Consider the following 22,923-nt stretch of genomic DNA (forward strand, 5'->3'; position numbering starts at 1 on the left):
GGGGGATAGGCTGACGGCATGGCCGAGCAGCAGCACAGGAACACGCGGAAGTCCTCCGACGACGAGGAGCAGGTCGAGACGTCGCACGTCGACGCAGCCCAGGACACCGAGCGCAAGGAGAAGCTCGACGACGACGTCGACTCGATCCTCGGCGACATCGACGACGTCCTGGAGGAGAACGCCGAGGAGTTCGTGCGGAGCTTCGTCCAGAAGGGCGGCCAGTGAGCGGCCCCGTGATGCTTCCCGACGGCTACCGGTCCGTGGGAGGCACCTCGTTCGCCGACCTCCTGGCCTCGCAGTCGCCCGAGATGCTCCCCGGTGCGGCCGGCGCCGCCTCCGGTGAGCTCGCCGGCGTCGCGCACGGCACCACGATCGTGGCCGCCACGTTCGCGGGCGGTGTGGTCATGGCCGGCGACCGCCGCGCGACGATGGGCAACGTCATCGCGCAGCGCGACATCCAGAAGGTCTTCCCCACCGACGAGTTCTCGTGCGTCGGCATCGCGGGCACGGCGGGCATCGCCATCGAGATGACCCGCCTGTTCCAGGTCGAGCTCGAGCACTACGAGAAGATCGAGGGCGCCACGCTCTCCACCGACGGCAAGGCCAACCGGCTCGCCGCCCTCATCCGCGGCAACCTCGGCATGGCGATGCAGGGTCTGGCGGTCGTGCCGCTCTTCGCCGCCTTCGACCTGGTGCAGCAGTGCGGCCGCATCTTCGCCTTCGACGTGACGGGCAACAAGAACGAGGAGCGCACCTTCCACTCGGTCGGCTCGGGCTCGACGTTCGCCCGCGGCTCGCTCAAGAAGCTGTACTCGCCCGACATGGACGAGCGCTCCGCGGTCACCGCCGTCATCCAGGCGCTCTACGACGCCGCGGACGACGACACCGCCACGGGCGGGCCCGACCTGACCCGGCGGATCTTCCCGCTGGTCAGCGTGATCACCGCCGACGGCTACCGCGCCTGGGACGAGACCGAGACCGCCGCCGTGGCCGACGCGGTCATCGGGGGCCGCATGACGCGCCCCGACGGGCCCTCGGCCCCCCTCACCTGAACGCCCCTCCGGAGGAGCAGCATGACCGCACCGTTCTACGTCTCGCCCGAGCAGCTGATGAAGGATCGGGCCGACTTCGCGCGCAAGGGCATCGCCCGGGGCCGCAGCGTGGTCGTCCTGCAGTACGCCGACGGCATCCTGCTCGTGGCCGAGAACCCGTCGCGCGCGCTGCACAAGATCAGCGAGATCTACGACCGGATCGGATTCGCCGCGGTCGGGCGGTACAACGAGTTCGAGAACCTGCGCATCGCGGGGGTCCGTCTCGCCGACATGCGCGGCTACGCCTACGACCGCCGCGACGTCACCGGCCGTGGCCTGGCCAACGCCTACGCCCAGACCCTCGGCACCATCTTCTCCTCCGGCGGCGAGAAGCCCTACGAGGTGGAGATCTTCGTCGCCGAGGTGGGCGACTCGGTCGAGACCGACACCATCTACCGGCTCATGTACGACGGCTCCGTGGCCGACGTCCAGGGCCACGCCGTGATGGGCGGCCAGAGCGACCAGGTCGACGAGCACCTCACCCAGCACTTCACGGCCGGGCTCGACCTCGCCGGGGCCGTGCGCCTCGCCACCCAGGCCCTGGCCTCCGACGCCGACCCCGCCCGCTCGATCGCCGCCGGCGACCTCGAGGCCGCGGTCCTCGACCGCACCCGTGCGCAGCCGCGCAAGTTCAAGCGACTCGACGAGGCGACGATCGCCACGGCCCTCGCCGGCTGACGCCTCCGCTCCGCCGGAGGGAGGAGGCGGCATCGGCCGCGCGACCGATGCGCCGACCCGACCGCGACGCCTAGCGTCGTGAGGGTCACGTCATCGATCCCTCGGGGGGAACCCATGCGACGTCTCCTGTCGTGCGTCACCGCGGCCACGCTGGCCGCCGGCCTGCTGGCCACCACCACCACACCCGCCCAGGCCCGCAGCGGCTCGGAGCAGAAGCGGCTCGACCGCATCGCCACGCCCTCGCTGGACTGGGGGGCCTGCAGCGCGGGCGCGCCGGCGGGCTTCGAGTGCGCCACCGTGGAGCTGCCCACCGACTACGACCGGCCCCGCGGCGCCACCACCACCGTCGCGCTCACCCGGCTCCCGGCGAGCGACCCGGAGTCGCGGAAGGGCAGCCTGTTCTTCAACTTCGGGGGCCCCGGTGGCGAGGGTGTCTCGACCCTGCACCAGATCTCCGACCTCGTCGTCACGCCCGAGGTGCGCGAGCGCTACGACCTCGTCGGGTTCGACCCGCGCGGTGTCGGTCTGTCCGACCCCGCGCTCTGCTACGACGACGCCGCGGACGAGGCGGCCGCGTTCGAGGGGCTCCCGGCGTTCCCGGTCACCCGGGCCGAGGAGCGCGCCTTCGTCGGCCAGTCGGCACGGATCGCTCGCGCCTGCCGCGACGAGGCCGGCGACGTCATCCGCCACGCGTCCACCGCGAACGTGGCGCGCGACCTCGAGCTCCTGCGTCGTGCCGTGGGCGATGACACGCTCGCCTACCAGGGCTACTCCTACGGCACCTACCTCGGCGCGACCTATGCCCGGCTGTTCCCGGACCGGGTCGGCTCGATGGTGCTCGACGGCACCGTCGACGTGGACGCCTACTCCGGCGCGAACCGCGACCCGCGCTCGGTCGGCGCACGTCTCGCCCAGGGTCCGGCCGCGGAGGAGGCGTTCGACGCGTTCCTCGAGCAGTGCCGCCTGGCAGGTGAGCGCTGCTCCCTGAACGCGTTGGGTGATCCCTCGGACGTCGTCGGCGAGCTCCTGGAGCGGCTGAGGACGCAGCCCGTGACGCTCGACGTCCAGGGGACCGCTGTCGAGTACACCTACTCGCCGGCCATCTCGTCGATCTTCCTCCAGCTCTACTCGCCGAGCTCGTTCGCCGGGCTCTCGGACTTCCTCGTGCTCCTCGCCCAGGGCGGCGGCGAGCCGTCGACGACGCTGCAGCGGCAGCTGGCCCCGGCCCAGGAGCGCTACACCTCGCTCGGCAGCTCGTTGGCCCAGCTCTGCGTCGACTCCCGCTCGATCCTCCCGCCCGCCGCGTACCCCGCGCTCGCCGACCGCGAGGACCGGCTCGCGCCGCGGTTCGGACGCTTCCGCAGCTGGGTCGGCGTCCAGTGCCCGCAGATCGGTCTGCGGGACGGCGACGCCTTCACCGGGCCGTGGACGCAGACGACCGACGCGAGCGTCCTGGTGATCGGCACACGCCTCGACCCGGCGACGCCGTACGCGAACACCCGACCCTTCGCCGAGAACTTCGCGGACGCTCGCGTGCTGACGGTCGAGGGATACGGCCACACGACGCTCGGGGTCAGCGCGTGCGCCGACTCCGTCGTCGCGCGCTACCTGGTGGACGGGGACGCACCGGACGACGGGGAGACCTGCGCGCAGGACCGTGCCCCGTTCGCGGAGCAGCCCACCACCCAGCGCGCCCCGGCACCCGCACTGCCGGCACCGCTGCCCGGGCTCTGAGCCACCGCCCGACGACGTCCGCCCCCGCCGGTGCTCACCAGCGGGGGTGGACGGCCTCGCGCAGGTGGGTGTCGTAGATGCGCCGGACGCCCTCGAGCAGCTCGGGCCGGACGTCGACCGCGGCGGCGCGCGCGTTGGCGCGGGCCTGCTCGGGGGAGCGGGCACCGGGGATGACCGTGCTCACACCCTCCTGGGCGACCACCCAGGCGACGGCGGCCTGGGCGGAGGTGACGCCCTGGGGCACCAGGTCGGTGAACTCGCGCGCAGCCTGCACACCGACCTCGTAGTCGACGCCCGAGAAGGTCTCGCCGACGTCGAACGCCTCGCCCTTGCGGTTGTACGAGCGGTGGTCGTCCTCGGCGAACGTGGTCTCGACCGTGTAGCGCCCGCTCAGCAGGCCGCTGGCCAGCGGCACCCGCGCGATGATCCCGACGCCGGCCGCCCGCGCGGCGGGGAGGACCTCGTCGAGCGGCTTGAGCCGGAAGGCGTTGAGGATGATCTGCACCGTCGCGACGCCCGGTCGCGCGATCGCCGCGAGTGCCTGGTCGCACGTCTCGACGCTCACGCCGTAGGCGGACATGACGCCCTCGGAGACGAGCGTGTCGAGGGCGTCGTACACCTCGTCGTCGGTCACGACCGCGCTCGGGGGGCAGTGCAGCTGGACGAGGTCCAGCGTGTCGACGCCGAGGTTGCTGCGCGACCGGTCGGTCCAGGCACGGAAGTTGTCCATGACGTAGTTCTCGGGCACCTGGTCGAGGCGGCGGCCCATCTTGGTGGCCACCGTGAGGTCGAGGTCCGGACGCGCACGCCGGAAGTCCGCGATGGCCTGCTCGCTGCGGCCGTCGCCGTACACGTCGGCCGTGTCGAGGAACGTCACGCCGGAGTCCACGGCGGCGTCCAGCACGGCCCGGGCGTCGTCGCGGCTCACGTCGCCCCAGTCCGCTCCGAGCTGCCACGTGCCGAGGCCGACGACCGAGGCCTCGCGGCCGGTCCTTCCGAGGGTCCTGTGCTCCATGGTCCCGACCCTACGGGCCGCCTGCGCGCCCGCGCCCCGAACGGTGCCGCGCGCACCGCGCCTCGACCGGCGCTTCGACCGACGGGGCCGGCGTCGCCGGACTAGGCTGACGACATGGACCGGCGGATCTTCGGGATCGAGAACGAGTACGGCGTCACCTGCTCGTTCAAGGGTCAGCGTCGTCTGTCGCCCGACGAGGTCGCCCGCTACCTCTTCCGCCGGGTCGTGTCGTGGGGGCGCAGCAGCAACGTGTTCCTGCGCAACGGCGCGCGGCTCTACCTCGACGTCGGCAGCCACCCCGAGTACGCCACGCCCGAGTGCGACGACCTGGTCGACCTGGTCACGCACGACCGCGCGGGGGAGCGGATCCTCGAGGGCCTCATGCTCGACGCCCAGCAGCGCCTGGCCGACGACGGCGTCGACGGCGACATCTACCTGTTCAAGAACAACACCGACTCCGCCGGCAACTCCTACGGCTGCCACGAGAACTACCTCGTCGGACGAGGCGGCGAGTTCAGCCGGTTGGCCGACGTGCTCATCCCGTTCCTCGTCTCGCGACAGATCATCTGCGGCGCGGGCAAGGTCCAGCAGACGCCCCGCGGCACGATCTTCTCGGTCAGCCAGCGCGCCGAGCACATCTGGGAGGGCGTCTCGAGCGCCACCACCCGGTCGCGACCGATCATCAACACCCGCGACGAGCCGCACGCCGACGCCGAGCGCTTCCGCAGGCTGCACGTCATCGTCGGCGACTCCAACATGAGCGAGACCACCACCTTGCTCAAGGTCGCCACCACGGACCTGGTCCTGCGCATGATCGAGGCGGGCGTCACGATGCGCGACATGACGCTGGAGAACCCGATCCGGGCGATCCGCGAGATCTCCCACGACATGACCGGACGGCGCAAGGTCCAGCTCGCCAACGGCCGTGAGCTCTCCGCCCTGGAGATCCAGGCAGAGTACTTCGGCAAGGCCGCCGAGTTCGTCGACCGGCACGGCCTGCACACCCCCACCATCGACCGCACGATGGACCTGTGGGAGCGCACCCTCAAGGCCGTGGAGTCCGAGGACCTCTCCCTCGTCGAGCGCGAGATCGACTGGGTCATCAAGTTCCGTCTGCTCGACCGCTACCGCACGGCGCACGGCATGAGCTGGGCCGATCCGCGGATCGCGCAGCTCGACCTGGCCTACCACGACATCCGGCGTGACCGCGGCATCTTCTACCTGCTGCAGAACCGCGGAGCGGTCGCGCGGGTGACGACCGACCTGGGGGTCTTCCAGGCCAAGTCGGTGCCACCGCAGACCACCCGGGCCCGGCTGCGCGGCGACTTCATCAAGCGTGCCCAGGAGCGCCGGCGCGACTTCACCGTCGACTGGGTGCACCTCAAGCTCAACGACCAGGCCCAGCGCACGGTGCTCTGCAAGGACCCGTTCCGCTCCGCCGACGACCGCGTGCAGCGGCTCATCGACGGCATGTGACGCAGCGTCGTGACCCCACGGCCGATGCACGGTCGCCGCTCAGGATCCTCTTGGGCGCCCGGGCTACGGTGATCGAGGCCATCACCCCGACGAAAGTGCTCCCGTGCGTCGAAACCTTGCGATCGTCCTGACCTCCGCCCTCGTCCTCGTCGGCTGCGGCTCCGGCTCCGGTGGAGGACTCGACGCCGTCGAGGTCGGCTCGAGCAAGAACCCGAGCGTCACGGTGCCGGAGGACTTCACCACCGACTCCACCGAGACGCGGGTCGTCAACGAGGGCAGCGGCGACGAGGTCCAGGACGGCGACACCGTCAAGCTCAACTACGTGGCCGTGAACGGTCGCACGGGCAAGCAGTTCGACAACTCGTTCAAGGCCGAGAGCCCGCTCACGACGCAGCTCACCGAGGGGAGCGTGCTGACCGGGTTCGTGAAGGGCCTGACCGGGCAGAAGGTCGGCAGCCGCGTGCTGGTCGCCATCCCGCCGAAGGACGGCTTCGCCGAGGGCCAGGCGCGCGACCAGGCCGAGCAGACGCTGGGCGTCAAGGCCGACGACACCATGGTCTTCCTGTTCGACATCGTCGCCAAGGTCCCCACCGAGGCGAAGGGTGCGGCCGAGAAGCTGCCCGAGACCGTCCCCTCGATCACCCTGAAGGACGACAAGCCGGCCGGGTTCGAGACCAGTGGCGACGTCACGAAGGACCCCGAGAAGGCGGCTGCGTACGTCGCGATCAAGGGCGACGGAGAGAAGGTCGCCAAGGGGGCCAGCATCACGGCGCACTACGTCGGCCAGGTCTACCCCGACGGCAAGGTGTTCGACAGCAGCTGGGACCGCGGAACACCGTCGACGTTCTCGCTCGACCAGGTCATCGCCTGCTGGAAGGACCTCCTGCCCGGCCAGACGATCGGCAGCCGCGTGGTCCTGGTGTGTCCCGCCGACTCCGCCTACGGCGACAGCCCGCAGGAGGGCAGCGGCATCGAGCCCGGCGACACGCTGACCTTCGCGATCGACCTGCTGGACGCCTCCTGACCGTCTGACATGCTGGGGGCGTGGCCGACCGCAAGACCGAGAGGTTGATGAACCTCATCTTCACCCTGCTCGTCACCCGTCAGTACCTGTCCAAGGAACAGATCCGCCAGGCGATCGCGGACTACCGCGCCTCGACCCAGGTGGCCTTCGAGCGCAAGTTCGAGCGCGACAAGGAGGAGCTGCGCGAGCTCGGCATCGCCGTCGAGACCGGCACCAACGACAAGTACTTCGACGACGAGCCCGGGTACCGGATCCGACGCGACGCCGCCGAGCTGCCCGACCTCGACCTCACCCGCGAGGAGGCCGCCGTGCTGGGGCTGGCCGCGCAGGTGTGGGAGCACGCCGGCCTGGCCACCAGCTCCACGTCGGCCCTCGTCAAGCTCAAGGCCGCCGGCGTCGCGGTCGACACCGACGTGCTGCGCATGGCCGAGCCCAAGCTGTCGGCGCACGAGCCGGCCTTCGAGGCGGCCCTCGACGCCGCCACCCGTCGTATCCCCGTGCGCTTCGAGTACCGGCGCCCCGGCGCCGAGGCCACGCAGCGGCGGGTCCTGCCGTGGCGGATCCTGTCCTGGCGTGGCCGCTGGTACCTCGTCGGCCACGACGTCGACCGCGACGCGCCGCGCATGTTCCGCCTCTCCCGCGTCGTCGGCGACCTGGAGCACGACGGCGAGCCCGGCGCGTTCGAGCGCCCGGCCGAGGAGGTCGTCTCCGCGGCCGCCACGGCCCTCTTCCCCCGTCCGTCCGACCGCACCGCGCGCCTCAGCGTCGCGACGGCCCGGGCCAACGCCCTGCGCCGCAGCGCCGCCTCCGTCACTCCGGGCGACGACGGTCGCGACGAGCTCGTCGTCCCGTTCTCCACCGGCTGGGACCTGGCCGCCGAGATCGCCTCGTACGGGCCCGACGTCGTCGTCCTCGACCCGCCGGAGCTCCGTGACCAGGTGATCGGCCGCCTGCGCGCCGTGCTCGAGGCCACGGGGGCGGCGTCGTGAGCCGACCGACGAACCGCTCCGCGCAGCAGGTCGTACGGATGCTCGCGCTCGTGCCGTACCTGCAGGGCAACGACGGGGTGCCGGTCCACGACGTCGCCCGCGAGTTCGGTGTCCCGCCCAAGCAGATCCGTGACGACCTGCGCCTGCTCATGTTCACCGGGGTGGGGGAGTACGCCGGTGAGCTCATCGACGTCGACCTCGCCGCGCTCGAGGGCGACGACGTCATCCACATCCGCGACGCCGAGTTCCTGTCCCGACCCCTGCGCCTGACAGCCGACGAGGGCATCGCGCTCGTCGCCGCGCTGCGCACCCTGCGCGCGTCGGCCGCCGGTCCTCAGCTGCCGATCGTCGACGCCGCCCTGGCCAAGCTGGAGACCGCCGTGGCCGGCGACACCGCCGTGGAGGCCGTCGACGTGCACGTCGCCGAGGTCGATCCCGCCATCCGCGACACCGTGGCGGCCGCGTTGGCCGACGGCCGCCGGCTCGAGCTGGACTACGCCACCGACTCCCGCGACGACGTCACGACCCGCCAGGTCGACCCGCAGCAGCTGTTCGCCCGGCAGGGCCACACCTACCTCGAGGCCTACTGCCTGCGCGCCGAGGACGTCCGGTTCTTCCGGCTCGACCGCATCACGCGCGCCGTCGACACCGGCCAGGCGGTCGAGCGCCACGACGCCACCGCCCGCGACCTCGGCGACGAGCTGTTCTCCGTGAGCGACCAGACCCCGTCCGCCGTCCTCGACCTCGACCCGGCTGCGCACTGGCTCACCGAGTACTACCAGGTCGAGGAGCTCGGCGAGGTCGACGGCCGTCGCCGCGTGCGCCTGTACGGGGGCGACGAGGCCTGGCTGCGTCGGCTCGTGCTGCGCAACGGCGGCACGGTGCACGTCGTCGAGCCACGCACACTTCGCGGACAGGTGATGGACACGGCACGTTCAGCACTCGCCGCGTACGATGGTTGAGACCGCACCCGACGAAAGAGACATCATGTTCAGGCAGATCGGCCCTACGGAGATCCTCCTCATCCTCGGCGTGGTCCTGCTGCTGTTCGGCGGCCGCAAGCTTCCCGAGCTCGCGCGCGGGTCCGGACGTGCCCTGCGGATCTTCAAGTCCGAGGTCAAGGAGCTGAACGACGGCGACGACAAGCGCGACGACGCCGACGTGGCCGCCGCCTCCGACCCGACGGTGCGCCCCGACCAGGTCGCCGACGACCTCACGGTGCGCCCCGAGCCGGTGCGCCGCGACTCCACCCCCGAGCAGGGCTAAGGCTTGGCCGCGATCAGCGGCACGCCGTCCGGGGCCACCGGCGGCACCATGCCGCTCGTGGAGCACCTCCGCGAGCTCCGGACGCGCCTCACGCGTGCCGTGCTCGCGATCCTCGTCTTCACGATCCTGGGGTTCGTCTTCTACGGCCCGATCCTGGACTTCCTCACCCAGCCGTACAACGACATGCGGCCGATCCTGCAGACGCAGGGCATCGAGTCCGAGCTGGTCATCACCGGCGTCGGCGGCGCGTTCCAGTTCCAGCTGAAGATCTCGCTCGTGTTCGGCCTGCTGGCCTCGAGCCCGCTGTGGCTGTGGCAGCTGTGGGCGTTCATCCTGCCGGCGATGCACCGGCACGAGAAGAAGTGGGCGGCCATCCTCGCCGGCACCGGCGCCCCGCTGTTCGTCGGTGGCGCCGCCCTGGCCTACGTCGTCCTGCCGAAGGCGATGGAGATCCTCATCGGGTTCGTGCCCGACGGGTTCGGGAGCCTCGTGACCGGGGCCGAGTACTTCGACTTCATCATCAAGATGCTGCTGGTCTTCGGCGTCGCCGCCGAGATCCCGCTCGTCGTGGTCATGCTGAACCGGCTCGGGATCGTGTCGGCGAAGCAGCTGGCGTCGGCACGGCCCTGGACCATCATCGGCATCTTCGTGTTCGCCGCGATCGCGACGCCCACCACCGACCCGCTCACCATGCTCTTCCTGGCCGCGCCCATGACGGTGCTCTACCTCATCGCCGAGATCATCACCAAGATCACCGATCGGCGGCGCGGACGTGAGCGCGTCGACGCGACCGCCGACGACGACGCCTCCCCGCTCGACGGACCGTCACGCCTCGACGAGGACTGACCATCCTGCGACTGCGCGGGGTCTAGGCTGCGGCCATGCTCGTGACGCTCGTCGTGAACCCGGTCTCGGGCAAGCAGCGGGGCGAGCAGATCGCGCGGGAGGCGGGGGACCGCCTGACCCGCGCCGGTCACGACGTGGTGCGGGTGCACAGCGCCGACGGCGCCCAGGCGCGCGCTGCCGTCGCGGCCGAGGTCGACGCGGGATCGGAGCTGGTGCTCGTCGTCGGAGGTGACGGCCTGCTGCACGACGTGCTGCCGGCGCTCACCGCGCGCGACGTCACCGTCGGCCTGCTGCCCGCCGGCACCGGCAACGACACCGCACGGTCGCTCGGGATCCCCGTGGGGGACCCCGACGCCGCGCTCGACGTCGTCCTGTCGGGCCGCACGCGCACGATCGACCTCGCCGACACCGACCACGGGCCGGTCGTCACCGTCGTGGCGTCGGGCTTCGACTCCAAGGTGAACGAGCGCGCCAACGCCATGCGCTGGCCCCGCGGCAACATGCGCTACAACCTCGCGATCCTCGCCGAGCTCCGCGCGTTCTCCCCGCTGTCGTTCACGCTGACCCTCGACGGCGTCCGGCTCGACACCGAGGCCATGCTCGTGGCCGTGGGCAACGGACCGTCGTTCGGCGGGGGACTGAGGATCGCCGAGGGAGCGGTGCTCGACGACGGCCTGCTCGACGTCTGCATCATCAGGCCGGTCAGCAAGACGAAGCTCGTCCGCGTGTTCCCGCGGCTGTACCGCGGGACGCACGTGGACCTCCCGGAGTTCGAGCGGCACCTGGTCCGCGAGGCCGTCCTGGAGTGCCCGGGCATCGTCGCGTACGGCGACGGCGAGCGTCTCGGCCCTCTTCCGATGACGACGCGTGTGCGCCCCGCCGCGTTGCGCGTCCTCGTTCCGTAGCCGCGATCCGTAGGCTGGGGAGCATGACGAGCCCGGCCGAGAAGTTCGCCCAGGCCACGGCCTCGCGTCGCCACCCCCACCTCGCCGAGTTCCGTGGTCTCTACGGCTTCACGCTCGACCCCTTCCAGGTCGAGGCGTGCCACGAGGTCGAGGACGGGCGCGGGGTGCTGGTCGCGGCTCCGACGGGCTCCGGCAAGACGCTCGTCGGTGAGTTCGCGGTGCACCTCGCCCTCGCGACCGGGCGCAAGTGCTTCTACACCACGCCGATCAAGGCGCTGTCGAACCAGAAGTTCCACGACCTGGTCGAGCGCTACGGCGCCGACCGTGTGGGGCTGCTGACCGGCGACAGCACCGTCAACGGGGAGGCTCCGGTGGTCGTCATGACCACCGAGGTGCTGCGCAACATGCTCTACGCGGGCTCGCGCACCCTCGACGGGCTCGGCTTCGTCGTCATGGACGAGGTGCACTACCTCGCGGACCGGTTCCGCGGGGCGGTGTGGGAAGAGGTCATCATCGGGCTGCCCGAGTCCGTCAGCGTGATCTCGCTGTCGGCCACGGTCTCCAACGCCGAGGAGTTCGGCGACTGGCTCAGCGAGGTCCGGGGCTCCACCACCACGATCGTCGAGGAGCGGCGCCCGGTCCCTCTGCACCAGCACGTGCTGGTGGGTCGCAAGCTGTTCCCGCTGTTCGAGGACGACACGGCCGAGACCCGACCCGGCTCGAGCGGGTCGTCCGACGAGGGCCCCCGCGTCAACCGCCAGCTCGAGAGCATGGCGCGCCAGGACTGGCAGCTGGACCGCGCACGCAAGGGCGGCGGTCGCGGCCGGCCGGCCAAGGGCGGCAAGCGGCCGCAGAGCCGGCACCGCACGCCCAGCCGGGTGGAGGTCGTCGAGAAGCTCGCGGCCGAGGGCCTGCTGCCCGCCATCGTCTTCGTCTTCAGCCGGGCCGGGTGCGCTGCCGCCGTCCAGCAGGTGCTCGACGCGCGCATCATGCTGACCACGCCCGACGAGCGCAAGGAGATCGAGGCGCGGGTCGACGAGGCGTGCGCGCACCTGCCCGACGAGGACCTGCACGTCCTCGGCTTCCACGAGCTGCGCGACGGTCTGGGGCGAGGAGTCGCCGCGCACCACGCGGGCATGCTGCCCGCGTTCAAGGAGGTCGTGGAGCAGCTGTTCAGCGACGGGCTCGTCAAGGTCGTGTTCGCCACCGAGACGTTGGCGCTCGGCATCAACATGCCCGCACGCTCGGTCGTCATCGAACGGCTGACGAAGTGGAACGGAGAGGCCCACGTCAACGTCTCGCCGGGGGAGTACACGCAGCTCACCGGGCGGGCCGGACGACGCGGGATCGACGTCGAGGGGCACGGTGTCGTGCTCTGGCAGCCCCAGCTCGACCCCCGGCAGGTCGCCGGTCTCGCCTCCACCCGCACCTACCCGCTCAACTCCTCGTTCCGGCCCTCCTACAACATGGCGGTCAACCTGGTCGACCAGATGGGCCGCCGGCCGGCACGCGAGCTGCTCGAGCAGTCGTTCGCCCAATTCCAGGCCGATCGCGCCGTGGTGGGGATGGTCCGCCAGATCCGCAAGGCCGACGACGCGCTCGACGGCTACCGCGAGGCCGCCCAGTGCCACCTCGGAGACTTCCTGGAGTACGCGGCGCTGCGCCGCGAGCTGAGCGACGTCGAGTCCTCCGGAGCACGCCAGCGCAAGGCGGACCGCCGCCAGGAGGCCGTCGCGTCGATGGCGGCGCTCAAGGTCGGCGACGTCATCAACGTGCCCGGGGGCAAGTTCGCCGGGCTCGCCGTCGTGCTCGACCCCGGTGTCAGCGGGTCTCCGGAGGCTCCTCGTCCGCTCGTGCTCACGGCGAGCCGCCACTCGCGGCGTCTCGGGACGATCGACTTCCCGGTGCCGGTGGAGCCCATCACGCGGATGCGGATCCCCAAGTCGTTCAACGCGCGCAACGCCCAGGCGCGCCGCGACCTCGCGTCCTCGCTGCGGGACCGCGCCGAGGGCCTGCGCTGGCACAACGACACCGGCTACCACGCCGACCGCCCGACCGAGCGGGTCGCGGACGAGCGCACCGACCCGCGTGTGGCCGAGCTGCGGCGGGCGATGAAGGAGCACCCGTGCCACGCGTGCCCCGATCGCGAGGCGCACGCCCGATGGGCCGAGCGCTACACCAAGCTCGAGCGCGACACCGCCAACCAGCGGCGCCGCATCGAGCAGCGCACCAACACCGTGGCGCGCCAGTTCGACCACGTGTGCGAGGTCCTCGACGAGCTCGGCTATCTCGACGGCGACGAGGTCACCACCGACGGCCGTCGCCTGCAGCGGCTGTACAGCGAGCTGGACCTGCTCGTCAGCGAGTGCCTGCGGCAGGGGGTCTGGGACGGTCTGGACGCTGGCCAGCTGGGTGCCGTGCTGTCGGGCCTCACCTTCGAGAGCAGGATCGACGACCCGCCCGCCCCTCGGTTCCCGGACCGACGCACGCTCGACGTCTCGGAGACGATGCTCGCGCTGTGCGCCGACCTGCAGGCCCTGGAGCGTCGGAACCGGGTCCGCTTCCTGTCCACGCCCGACTTCGGGTTCGCGGAGACCGCGTCGGCCTGGGTCGGTGGAGCACCGCTCGACGAGGTCCTGCGCACCACGGGCATGGCCGCCGGTGACTTCGTGCGCGCCATGAAGCAGCTCATCGACCTCGTCGCGCAGGTCGCCGACGCCGCCGGCCCCGGACCGTTGCGCACGACCGCCCGGCAGACGCTCGACGGCCTGCGACGCGGCGTGGTGGCCTACTCCTCGCTCAGCGGCTGAGCGCCTTCACGAGACGCTCCGGCACGCCACCGAGGCCCCACCGCGCCCCGAACGCCTCGAGGGCGTCGCGCTGCTCGGGGGACAGCGGCGCCAGCGGCCGCACGACGTCGGTGCCGCACACGTCGTCGCGCACCCGCACGACCTGACGCATGACGTCGATCAGCTCGCGGGTGTCCAGCAGCGACTGCCGGACCCGCGGCTTGATCGAGGAGTCCGGGTCCTGGGCGGCCGCGACGATGCCGTCGAGGTCGTGGAACTCGCCCAGCAGCGTCGCGGCGGTCTTCTCGCCGATGCCGGCGACGCCGGGGATGCCGTCGGACGTGTCGCCGCGCATGGTGGCGAAGTCGGCGTACTGCTGCGGCTCCACGCCGTACTTGGCGCGGATCCACGCGGCGTCGACCACGTCGGCCGACGAGACCCCTCGCGCGGTGTAGAGCACGCGCACCTGCGCGTCGTCGTCGACGAGCTGGAAGAGGTCGCGGTCGCCGGTGACCACGTCGACCGGCCCGTCCCACGCCTGCGCGAGCGTGCCGATGACGTCGTCGGCCTCGGCGCCCTGCCTGCCGACCACGGGGATCCCTAGGATGCCCAGCGCCTCGGCGATGAGCGGGACCTGCGGGCTCAGCAGCTCCGGCGATTCCTCCGCGACCAGCTCGCCCGAGGTCGGGTCGGCGACCTCGGCCACCCGGTGGGTCTTGTAGGAGGGCAGCAGGTCGACCCGCCACTGCGGACGCCAGTCGTCGTCCCAGCACGCGACCACGGCGTCGGGGGAGTGCTGGTCGACGAGGGTCGAGACGAAGTCGAGCAGCCCGCGCAACGCGTTCACCACCGTCCCGTCGGGCGCCTTGAACGAGTCGGGCACGCCGTAGAACGCGCGGAAGTACAGGCTGGCGGAGTCGAGGAGGAGCAGGCGTCCGGTGGTCACGTCGCCAGCGTAGGGCGTCGCCAGGGCGACTACCGTCCCGAACCCGAACACCATCGCCCTCCCGGTCGTGCTGGGAGGGCGATGGTGTTCCGAGACGCGAGGAACGCGTCAGCGCTCTGTCGTCAGCGCGGTGTCGTCAACGCTGGGCCTGCGGCCCCTGGGTGACGGCCGGAGCCTTCTTGGCGCTCGTGCGGACCTTGGCCCGCGCGGCGTCGCCGTAGAGACCCTTCTTCGACAGCGCCAACGTCGCCGTCGCGTGCGCCGCACCGTCGCTCAGCTGGCCGAGCACCGTCGTGTTGATGTTGGTGATGTCGTCGGCGGCCGAGTGGTAGTTCTGGTCGAGCGTCTCGCCCGCCGTACCCCCGTAGATCGCAGCCTGCTCGGGCGTCTTGACGTCGTCGGCACCGCTGAACAGGCCGCCCGCCGGGATGCCGTACTGGATGAACGGTCCGTAGTCGGACCGGCCGTCGAACGCGGTCGGATCGGTCTCGAGGCCCGAGCCGTCGAAGAAGTCGGTGAAGACCTTCTCGATCTGGCCCGACCCGGCGGGACCGGCAGCGCCGAACGCGGACCCGTCCCCGTCGTAGACCAGCCGGACGAAGTTGGGCGAGCCCAGCATGTCGAAGTTCAGGTTCGCGTAGATCTTCGACCGGTTCGCGTCGGACAGCGTGTCGACGTAGTGCTGCGAGCCGAGCAGGCCCAGCTCCTCGGCACCCCAGAAGGCGAAGCGGACGGGGCGCTGTGCCCTCTTCGTGTAGCCGGTCCTGGCCATCTGCTCGGCGATCTCGAGGATCGCCGCGGTGCCGGTGCCGTTGTCGTTGATGCCCGCGCCCTCCGGGACGGAGTCCAGGTGGGCACCGACCACGACGACCTGGTCGTCGTTCTTCGTGCGCTTCGGCCAGTCGGCGATCAGGTTGTGCGTCTCACGCTCGAGGTCGGTCACCGTGTCCGTCGTGACGCGAGCGGTGGCACCGCCGGAGCGTGCGTCCTGGACGAGGGCGACGGCGTCGTCGTAGGACAGGCCCACGACCGGGACGTCGATCGGGGTGCCGAGCGTGCCCACGGCGAGCTCGGTGCGCTCGGGGTTGCCCTCGTTGAAGATGATCACGGCGTCGTAGCCGGCGGCCTTCGCGTTGGCCGCCTTGACGCCGAAGTCACAGGTGCCGCGCTGGACCAGCGCGATCGCGGGGTCCGCGGGGGCCGCCTCGAAGTCCGACGCCTCGCACCCGGAGGTGCTGCTCGGCTCGGGCGTGGCCGGGATGACCACGTCCTTCGTCGGCACGACCGTGCCGGTGACCGAACCCGATCCGGAGTACGTGAACACGGCCGTCTCGAGCGTCTTCTCGCCCGGCGTGAGCTGGGTCAGCGTGGCCGGGCTGTTCTCGGCGAAGAACGGGAAGGTGAACGTCTGCTTGCGCACGGTGTAGCCCGCCGCACGCAGCGTCTTGGCGACGTAGGCCGACGACGCGTCGTAGCCGGGCAGTCCGGACGCTCGGTTGCCGCCGTTGCGGTTGGCGATGGTCTGCAGCTGGCGCAGGTGCTGGAGCACCCCGTTGACCTGCACCGCCTTGGTCAGCTTGGTGGTGTCGACCTCGCCCTTCGAGCCACCGGCGAGTGCCGGTGACGCGGAGACGAGCCCGGCGGACAGGACGACGGCTGCGGTGGCAGCGACGATCTTGCGCATGGGACCCCCCGATCCTTCGATGTGATGTACACCTCACCCTAGGCGACGGTAGCGGACGGGGCACCTGTCGAAGGTCCTCCGTTGGCCCACGACGTAGGCTCGGCGGGTGACTTCTCGCTGGATCCGCGCCCAAGAGCTCGCTCGTGCCCAGTCCGTCGGAGCCGTGCTCGTCACGCCCGGCGCCGACCTGCGCTACCTGACCGGCTACCACGCCAAGCCGCTCGAGCGTCTGACCTGCCTGGTGGTGCCCGCCGACGGGCCCGCGACCCTCGTGGTGCCCGCGCTCGAGCGGGCGGCCGCCGAGGCCGCCGGGGTCGACGTGGAGATCGCCACCTGGGGCGAGACCGACGACCCCTACGCCCTCGTCGCCTCGCTCCTGCCCGCCGACGCCACCGTGGCGGTCGACAACCAGATGTGGGCCGAGCGCGTCCTGGCCCTGCAGGACCGGTTCGCCCGGGTCGGCCTCGCCGGCCCCCTGCTCACCCAGCTGCGCATGCGCAAGGACACCGACGAGATCGCGGCCCTGCGCGACGCGGGCGCCGCCATCGACCGCGTGCACGCCCGCATGGGGGAGTGGCTCCGTCCGGGACGCACCGAGCGCGAGGTCGGCGCCGACATCGCCCGCGCGATCGTCGACGAGGGGCACGCGCAGGTCGACTTCGTCATCGTCGGCTCCGGCCCCAACGGTGCGTCGCCCCACCACGAGGTCTCCGACCGCACGATCGAGCTGGGTGACCCCGTGGTCGTCGACATCGGCGGCACGACGGCGGCCGGCTACTGCTCGGACTCGACCCGCAACTACCTCGCCGGCGGCAGCGCCCCGGCGGAGTACCTCGAGGCGTACGCCGTGCTGGAGGAGGCCCAGCGCGTCCAGCGCGAGCACGCACGACCGGGCGTCACCGCGGAGTCCGTCGACGCCGTGGGTCGCCAGGTCCTCGTCGACGCCGGCCTCGGGGACCTGTTCATCCACCGCACCGGGCACGGCATCGGCACCGAGACGCACGAGGAGCCCTACATCGTGGAGGGCAACGCCCTCGTGCTGGAGCCCGGCATGGCGTTCTCCATCGAGCCCGGCGTGTACCTCGAGGGGCGCTTCGGCGCCCGCATCGAGGACATCGCCGTCTGCACCGACGACGGCCTCGAGGTCCTCAACCACGCACCGCGCGCGCTCACGGTCCTGTGAGACGGTCACCCCGATGAGGTGGTACCTGGCCGCCGTGCTGGCGGCCGTCTCCGGACTGCTCAGCGCGGCAGCCTTCGACCCGTGGTCCGTGCCGTACACGATGGTCGTCGGCGTGGCCCTGCTCGTCTGGGTGCTGCGCCGGCAGGCGGAGGCTCGCGTGGTCGCGGTCATGACCACGGGTGCGGTCTACGGACTCGCCTTCATGGCGCCGCTCATCTGGTGGATGAACGCGGTCAGCAGCGGGGCCTACGTCGCGCTCGTGGTCGCGCAGACCGTGCTGCTGGCCGTCATCGCCCTGCCGCTCCGCGCGGCGCTGCGGCTGCCCTGGTGGCCCGTGTGGGGCGCCGCTGCCTGGGTGCTGGGCGAGCAGGTGCGCGGCGGCTTCCCGTTCTCCGGGTTCCCGTGGGGACGCCTGGCCCACACGTCCATCGACACCCCGCTCGCCCCGTACGCGCGCCTCGTCGGGATGCCCGGCACGTCCGCCCTGCTGTTCGTGCTCGCGGCGATGCTGGTCGTGCTGGCCGGTTCCGGGGTCCTGCGTCGGACCGCGGCCGTCGCCGTCGTCGTCGCCGTCATCCTGGGCGGGCTGTTCCTGCCCACGGGGCTCGCGGACCCGGGTCCGGAGCGGCGCGTCGCCGCGATCCAGGGCAACACGCCGGGCGCCTTCCTGACCTGGCCCCGCGGCGAGATCGGCGAGCTGCACCTCGCCGAGACGAGCAGGTTGGCGGCGGCCGTGGAGTCCGGGCGGACCCAGGCACCGGACCTCGTCATCTGGCCGGAGAACGCGCTCGACGTCGACCCCTTCGCCGACGAGGCGCTTGCCGCCCGCATCGAGTCCCTGGTGCAACGGATCGGTGCGCCGATCCTCGTGGGCGCCATCCTCGACGGCCCCACGAACGACACCGCCTACAACGCCGGTGTGGTCTGGAACGGCGACGGCCCCGGCGAGGTCTACGTGAAGCGCAGGCTCGTGCCGTACGGCGAGTACGTGCCGTACCGTCGCGAGCTGGGTGGGCTGGTCCCGCGCTTCGACCGCGACATCCCGCGCGACATGCTGCCGGGGGACCGGGCGGGCGACCTGCAGGCCGGGTCCGTCGTCGTCGGCGACACCATCTGCTGGGACATCGCCTACGACGGCATCGTCGAGGACGCGGTGCGCGGCGGGGCCGAGATGCTCGTGGTCCAGACCAGCAACGCCAGCTTCACCGGCACGTCGCAGCCCGCGCAGCAGTTCAAGATCTCGCGGCTCCGCGCGATCGAGACCGGCCGCTGGGTCGTCGTGCCGTCGACGAACGGCATCAGCGGCATCGTCGACGCCGACGGGCGCGTGGTCCAGCAGGCGCCCACCGAGGAGCCCGCCACGCTGGTCGCCGACGTCGGCACGGCCACCGGGACGACCCCGGCCACCGCCGCGGGCCGCTGGCCCGCCGTGGCGCTGGTGTCGATCGGTCTGCTGGGCTGGGTCCTCGGCATCCTGCACCGCCGTCGCGCGGTCCGGAGGACGTCGTCGTGACCGTCCTGGTGATCATGCCGACCTACGACGAGGCGGAGAGCCTGCCCGGCACCCTCGAGCGGCTCCGCAGCTGCGTCCCCGACGCCGACGTCCTCGTGGTCGACGACGCCTCGCCCGACGGCACCGGCCGGCTCGCCGACGAGCGAGCGCTGCGCGACCCCGCCGTCCACGTGCTCCACCGCACGGGCAAGGACGGGCTCGGAGCCGCCTACCGGGCCGGCTTCGCCTGGGGCCTGGACCGCGGCTACGACGTCCTGGTGGAGATGGACGCCGACGGCTCCCACCTGCCCGAGGAGCTGCCCGACCTCCTGGCCGCCGTCGCGTCGGCCGACCTCGTCATCGGCTCGCGCTGGGTCCCGGGGGGCTCGGTGGTCAACTGGCCGTGGCACCGACGGATGATCTCGCGGGGCGGCACGATGTACGCCCGCCTCGCGCTCGGCCTGCCCGTGCACGACACCACCGCCGGCTTCCGTGCCTTCCGGGCCGACACGCTGCGCCGGATCGCCTTCGCGGGCGTCGCCTCGCAGGGGTACTGCTTCCAGATCGACATGACGCGCCGGGTCCACGCGTCAGGACTGCGGATCGTGGAGGTGCCGGTCACCTTCGTCGAGCGCGCTCTCGGGCGGTCCAAGATGAGCTCGGCGATCGTGCGCGAGGCGCTGTGGCGCGTGACCCTCTGGGGCCTCGCGCGCCGGGTGCCCCGCCGGCTGCGGGTGGGACCGCTCGCCCGGGCCGCGCTGCCCCGCCCCGGTGATGCCGGACCCGGACAGCACGAGACCCCGGTGCAGGACCGGGGTCTCGGGGTGGGCTCGGACGGGTCGGGCTGAGCCCGACGGGCCGTCAGGCCGTCTTGCGCTTGCGACGGTGCAGGTGCGGCGGGCCGATCTCGCCGGAGCGCAACAGCTCCAGGCGCTCGGTGAGGATCTCCTCGAGCTCGGACTCCGAGCGTCGCTCCAGCAGCATGTCCCAGTGGGTACGCGCCGCCTTCTCCTCCTTCTTCGCCGGCTCCGCGACGTCGGCCTGCTTGCCGATGCGGCCGGTCTTCGGGTCCTCCCACTCGTAGGGGACCTCGGCCTCGACCGACATGGTCACCGTAAAGGTGTGTCCGTCGTCGCAGACGTACTCGATCTCCTGACGAGGGGCCATCTCGACCCCGCGCTCGTCCTCGAAGCTCTGGGCACCCAGCCGGGCCCCGCGCAGTGCTCGTTCAGCCATGGGTCACTCCTCTCATCGGTACCAACGTAGGGCACCCCCTTGAGATTCCCCTGAGTACGTCGTCACCGCACCTCGAGTGCGCGGTCGCGGACCTGGGGAGCGACCAGGAAGAGGGCCGCGAGCCCGGCGGCGAGGACCACGAGGATGCCGACGATGCCCCACCGGTCGTCACCGCCGATGAAGGCGAAGAGCCCGAAGAGGGCGGGGGAGAGGAACGACGCGGCACGCCCCGTCATGGCGTAGAGGCCGAAGTTCTGGCCCTCCTTGCCGACCGCCGTGAGGCGCACCAGGTAGGTGCGGGACGCCGACTGGGCCGGACCGACGAACAGGCACAGCAGCAGCCCGAAGATCCAGAATCCCGTGCTGCCCTCGACGAACAGCAGCACCGTGCCCACGACCATCATCGACACGAGCGAGAACACCACCACGCGACGCGGCCCTCCACGGTCGTCGAAACGACCGGCCAGGATCGCACCGCCCGCCGCGGCCACGTTGGCCACGATGCCGAACGGGATCACGGTCTCGTCGGTGAAGCCGTACACGGACACGGCGATGACCGCACCGAAGGTGAACACCCCGGCCAGACCGTCGCGGTAGAGGGCGCTGGCGATGAGGAACTTGAGGGTCTCGCGGTCGTCGCGCCACATGGTCCGCACCTCGGCGAACAGCACGCGGTACGAGTCGACGAAGCCGGTGCGGGGCAGCGGGCTCGCCTCGGCCGGGAGCTCGGGGACGAACAGCAGCACGGGCAGCGCGAACACGAGGAACCAGACGGCGGACACGATCGCCACGAGCCGGATGTTGAGCCCGTCGTCGGTGGTCACGCCGAGGAGGCCACCGTCGCCGCTGATCAGCCCGACGAACACGATGATCAGCAGCACGATGCCGCCCAGGTAGCCGAAGCCCCAGCCGAGCCCGGACACCCGGCCGACCGTCTCGGGCGTGGACACCTGGCGGAGCATGGCGAAGTAGGGGACCTGGGCCAGCTCGAACAGCACGATGCCCAGCGAGATCAGGAGCAGGCCGAGCCACAGGTAGTGGTAGTCGTCCTTCACGAAGAACATGAGGGCCATCAGGACGACGACGGCGCCCGTGAGCAGGGCCAGGGAGCGCTTGCGCCGCCCGCCCGCGTCGGACCGCTGGCCCAGGACGGGGGCGAGGACGGCGATCACGAGGGAGCCGGCCGCGATCGACCACGCCAGCCACGTGCTGGCCGAGACCGGTCCGGGCAGGTCCTTGCCGACGCCGTCGGTGAGGTAGACCGAGAACACGAACGTGACGATCACGGCGTTGAACGCGGCCGAGCCCCAGTCCCAGAAGGACCAGGCCAGGACCTGGCCCCGGCTGGTGCTGCGGGCGACCGCCCCGCCGCCGTCAGCGTGACTCGTGCGTCCGGTGCTCATCGTGGCCAGGCTCCTCGTTCGGTCAGCACGTCGCGCAGGACGTCGGGACGGTCGGTGACGATGCCGTCGACGCCGATGTCGAGCAACCATCGCATCTCGTCGGGGTCATCGACGGTCCACACGTGCACCTGCAGGCCGGTCGCGTGCGCGTGGCGGACGAATCGTGGCGTCACGACCGTCACGGGGCCCCTGCGCACCGGCACCTGCAGGCAGTGGACACCGCGCCGGGCGGCGTACCGGCGGATCGCCGCGACGGGACCCAGCCGCAGCGCCGCGACCTCCAGCGGCCCGGCCGAGCGGGCGGCCTCGGGGCAGATCCGGCGGAGGTGTGCCAGGCGACGGCCGGAGAACGAGGCGAGGCAGACCCGCTCCTGCGCCCCGGCAGCACGGATGACCTCGACCGTCGGGACGACGGCGGCGTCGGACTTCACGTCGATGTTGAACCGCGCGTGCGGGAAGGCCTCCAGCAACGTCGCCAGGCGCGGCACCGGTTCCTTGCCGACCACCCGCACGGCGTCGACCTCCTCGGCCGTCAGGTCGGCCAGGGGCGTGTCGACCCCGGTCAGGCGACCCAGGTGCTCGTCGTGGAACGCGTAGACGACGCCGTCCCGCGAGGCGTGCACGTCGGTCTCGAGGTAGCGGAACCCGAGCGCCACCGCGTTCGTGAACGCTGCCAACGTGTTCTCCAGGCCCCCGTTCACCGGCAGCAGGGCGCCACCGCGGTGGGCCAGGGCCAGGGGGAGGGGCGCGTCGAGGTACGGGTGGCTGGACACCACCTCACGCTAGCGCCCGCAGGGTCCGCGGGACGCCCTCGTCGTCAGATGTCGCGGAAGGTCTCGATCTGCGCACCGAGGGCGTTCAGCCGCTCGGCCAGGTCCTCGTAGCCACGGTTGATGACGTACACGCTGCGCAGCACGGAGGTGCCCTTGGCGGCGAGCATGGCCAGCAGGATGACGACGGCCGGGCGCAGCGCCGGCGGGCACACGATCTCGGTCCCGCTCCAGTGCGTCGGTCCGTCGACCAGGACCCGGTGCGGGTCGAGCAGCTTGACCCGCGCGCCCAGCTTGTTGAGCTCGGTCAGGTAGATCGCCCGGTTCTCGTATACCCAGTCGTGCAGCAGGGTCTGACCCTCGGCCGTGGCGGCGATGACCGCGAAGAACGGCAGG

At 71.8% G+C, this 22,923-nt stretch carries 21 protein-coding genes and 1 pseudogene; 15 read left to right on the forward strand and 7 right to left on the reverse strand.

Translation table 11 applies throughout. The features are described 5' to 3' along the window. The first annotated feature begins 18 nt into the window (after positions 1-18). The 4 genes from ASF38_RS16070 to ASF38_RS16085 all read left to right on the forward strand — a co-directional run bounded on the left by ASF38_RS16070 (position 19) and on the right by ASF38_RS16085 (position 3,503). Entirely contained in the window at positions 19-225 is a 207-nt protein-coding gene (locus tag ASF38_RS16070) for a ubiquitin-like protein Pup (RefSeq protein WP_055968231.1), read from the forward strand. A gap of 11 nt (positions 226-236) precedes the next feature. Beyond that, positions 237-1,052, forward strand: coding sequence for a proteasome subunit beta (gene prcB, locus ASF38_RS16075; RefSeq protein ID WP_055968610.1), 816 nt, complete (start codon positions 237-239; stop codon positions 1,050-1,052). 21 nt (positions 1,053-1,073) lie between these two features. After that, complete coding sequence (gene prcA, locus ASF38_RS16080) at positions 1,074-1,769, forward strand: proteasome subunit alpha (RefSeq protein WP_056554634.1); 696 nt, start codon at positions 1,074-1,076, stop codon at positions 1,767-1,769. Positions 1,770-1,883: 114 nt separating this feature from the next. Continuing rightward, the gene (locus tag ASF38_RS16085) at positions 1,884-3,503 is read left to right on the forward strand and encodes an alpha/beta hydrolase (protein ID WP_056577372.1); all 1,620 of its coding nucleotides are present in this window, start codon (positions 1,884-1,886) and stop codon (positions 3,501-3,503) included. Positions 3,504-3,537: 34 nt separating this feature from the next. On the opposite strand, the gene ASF38_RS16090 is transcribed toward ASF38_RS16085, so the two are convergent. Then, positions 3,538-4,518, reverse strand: a complete 981-nt coding sequence (locus ASF38_RS16090; protein WP_056577374.1) for an aldo/keto reductase — start codon at positions 4,516-4,518, stop codon at positions 3,538-3,540. A gap of 114 nt (positions 4,519-4,632) precedes the next feature. On the opposite strand from ASF38_RS16090, the gene pafA reads away from it, so the two are divergent. The 8 genes from pafA (at position 4,633) to ASF38_RS16130 (ending at position 13,834) form a co-directional block, all read left to right on the forward strand. After that, positions 4,633-5,994 carry a Pup--protein ligase gene (gene pafA, locus ASF38_RS16095; protein WP_055968239.1) on the forward strand — a complete coding sequence of 454 codons (1,362 nt, stop codon included), beginning with the start codon at positions 4,633-4,635 and terminating at the stop codon, positions 5,992-5,994. 103 nt (positions 5,995-6,097) lie between these two features. Then, complete coding sequence (locus ASF38_RS16100; protein ID WP_056577377.1) at positions 6,098-7,018, forward strand: FKBP-type peptidyl-prolyl cis-trans isomerase; 921 nt, start codon at positions 6,098-6,100, stop codon at positions 7,016-7,018. Between the two features lie 20 nt (positions 7,019-7,038). Further along, a complete protein-coding gene (locus tag ASF38_RS16105; RefSeq protein WP_055968242.1) occupies positions 7,039-8,007 on the forward strand; it encodes a YafY family protein in 969 nt (322 codons plus the stop codon). Next, positions 8,004-8,969 carry a YafY family protein gene (locus tag ASF38_RS16110; RefSeq protein ID WP_235492967.1) on the forward strand — a complete coding sequence of 322 codons (966 nt, stop codon included), beginning with the start codon at positions 8,004-8,006 and terminating at the stop codon, positions 8,967-8,969. The genes ASF38_RS16105 and ASF38_RS16110 overlap by 4 nt, the downstream gene beginning before the upstream one ends. Before the next feature lie 25 nt (positions 8,970-8,994). Beyond that, positions 8,995-9,273, forward strand: coding sequence for a twin-arginine translocase TatA/TatE family subunit (gene tatA / locus ASF38_RS16115; protein ID WP_055968245.1), 279 nt, complete (start codon positions 8,995-8,997; stop codon positions 9,271-9,273). A 3-nt stretch (positions 9,274-9,276) separates the two neighbouring features. Beyond that, the gene (gene tatC, locus ASF38_RS16120; RefSeq protein ID WP_235492968.1) at positions 9,277-10,119 is read left to right on the forward strand and encodes a twin-arginine translocase subunit TatC; all 843 of its coding nucleotides are present in this window, start codon (positions 9,277-9,279) and stop codon (positions 10,117-10,119) included. Positions 10,120-10,154: 35 nt separating this feature from the next. Next, positions 10,155-11,024, forward strand: coding sequence for a YegS/Rv2252/BmrU family lipid kinase (locus ASF38_RS16125; RefSeq protein WP_056554643.1), 870 nt, complete (start codon positions 10,155-10,157; stop codon positions 11,022-11,024). Between the two features lie 23 nt (positions 11,025-11,047). Further along, positions 11,048-13,834 carry an RNA helicase gene (locus tag ASF38_RS16130; RefSeq protein ID WP_055968250.1) on the forward strand — a complete coding sequence of 929 codons (2,787 nt, stop codon included), beginning with the start codon at positions 11,048-11,050 and terminating at the stop codon, positions 13,832-13,834. Here the strand turns inward: ASF38_RS16130 and ASF38_RS16135 are convergent. Together ASF38_RS16135 and ASF38_RS16140 are read right to left on the reverse strand one after the other, a co-directional pair. Then, positions 13,824-14,759: a 5'-3' exonuclease gene (locus ASF38_RS16135; RefSeq protein ID WP_235497768.1), complete on the reverse strand. Its 936-nt coding sequence runs from the start codon at positions 14,757-14,759 to the stop codon at positions 13,824-13,826. The genes ASF38_RS16130 and ASF38_RS16135 overlap by 11 nt on opposite strands. A gap of 136 nt (positions 14,760-14,895) precedes the next feature. After that, a complete protein-coding gene (locus ASF38_RS16140) occupies positions 14,896-16,443 on the reverse strand; it encodes a M20/M25/M40 family metallo-hydrolase (RefSeq protein ID WP_056577381.1) in 1,548 nt (515 codons plus the stop codon). Positions 16,444-16,549: 106 nt separating this feature from the next. On the opposite strand from ASF38_RS16140, the gene ASF38_RS16145 reads away from it, so the two are divergent. From ASF38_RS16145 to ASF38_RS16155, 3 genes are read left to right on the forward strand one after another with little or no spacing between them, the layout of a single operon-like run. Further along, positions 16,550-17,626 carry a Xaa-Pro peptidase family protein gene (locus tag ASF38_RS16145; RefSeq protein ID WP_056577383.1) on the forward strand — a complete coding sequence of 359 codons (1,077 nt, stop codon included), beginning with the start codon at positions 16,550-16,552 and terminating at the stop codon, positions 17,624-17,626. 13 nt (positions 17,627-17,639) lie between these two features. Further along, positions 17,640-19,139: an apolipoprotein N-acyltransferase gene (gene lnt / locus ASF38_RS16150; RefSeq protein ID WP_056577386.1), complete on the forward strand. Its 1,500-nt coding sequence runs from the start codon at positions 17,640-17,642 to the stop codon at positions 19,137-19,139. Between the two features lie 14 nt (positions 19,140-19,153). Then, on the forward strand, positions 19,154-19,966 hold the full coding sequence (locus ASF38_RS16155; RefSeq protein ID WP_082480834.1) for a polyprenol monophosphomannose synthase: 813 nt from the start codon (positions 19,154-19,156) through the stop codon (positions 19,964-19,966). Between the two features lie 13 nt (positions 19,967-19,979). Here ASF38_RS16155 and ASF38_RS16160 read toward each other — a convergent pair whose 3' ends face one another. The 4 genes and pseudogenes from ASF38_RS16160 to ASF38_RS16175 all read right to left on the reverse strand — a co-directional run. Beyond that, positions 19,980-20,354 carry an RNA polymerase-binding protein RbpA gene (locus ASF38_RS16160; protein ID WP_055968259.1) on the reverse strand — a complete coding sequence of 125 codons (375 nt, stop codon included), beginning with the start codon at positions 20,352-20,354 and terminating at the stop codon, positions 19,980-19,982. A gap of 62 nt (positions 20,355-20,416) precedes the next feature. After that, positions 20,417-21,757, reverse strand: coding sequence for an MFS transporter (locus ASF38_RS16165; RefSeq protein WP_055968261.1), 1,341 nt, complete (start codon positions 21,755-21,757; stop codon positions 20,417-20,419). Then, positions 21,754-22,530 (reverse strand): glycerophosphodiester phosphodiesterase, encoded by a 777-nt coding sequence (locus ASF38_RS16170; protein ID WP_055968618.1) that lies wholly within the window; start codon positions 22,528-22,530, stop codon positions 21,754-21,756. The genes ASF38_RS16165 and ASF38_RS16170 overlap by 4 nt, the downstream gene beginning before the upstream one ends. Positions 22,531-22,574: 44 nt before the next feature. Continuing rightward, positions 22,575-22,923, reverse strand: a pseudogene (locus tag ASF38_RS16175) (UDP-N-acetylglucosamine 1-carboxyvinyltransferase); the annotation flags it as partial.

The sequence above is a fragment of the Aeromicrobium sp. Leaf272 genome, from assembly GCF_001422865.1.
Taxonomy (GTDB): Bacteria; Actinomycetota; Actinomycetes; order Propionibacteriales; family Nocardioidaceae; genus Aeromicrobium.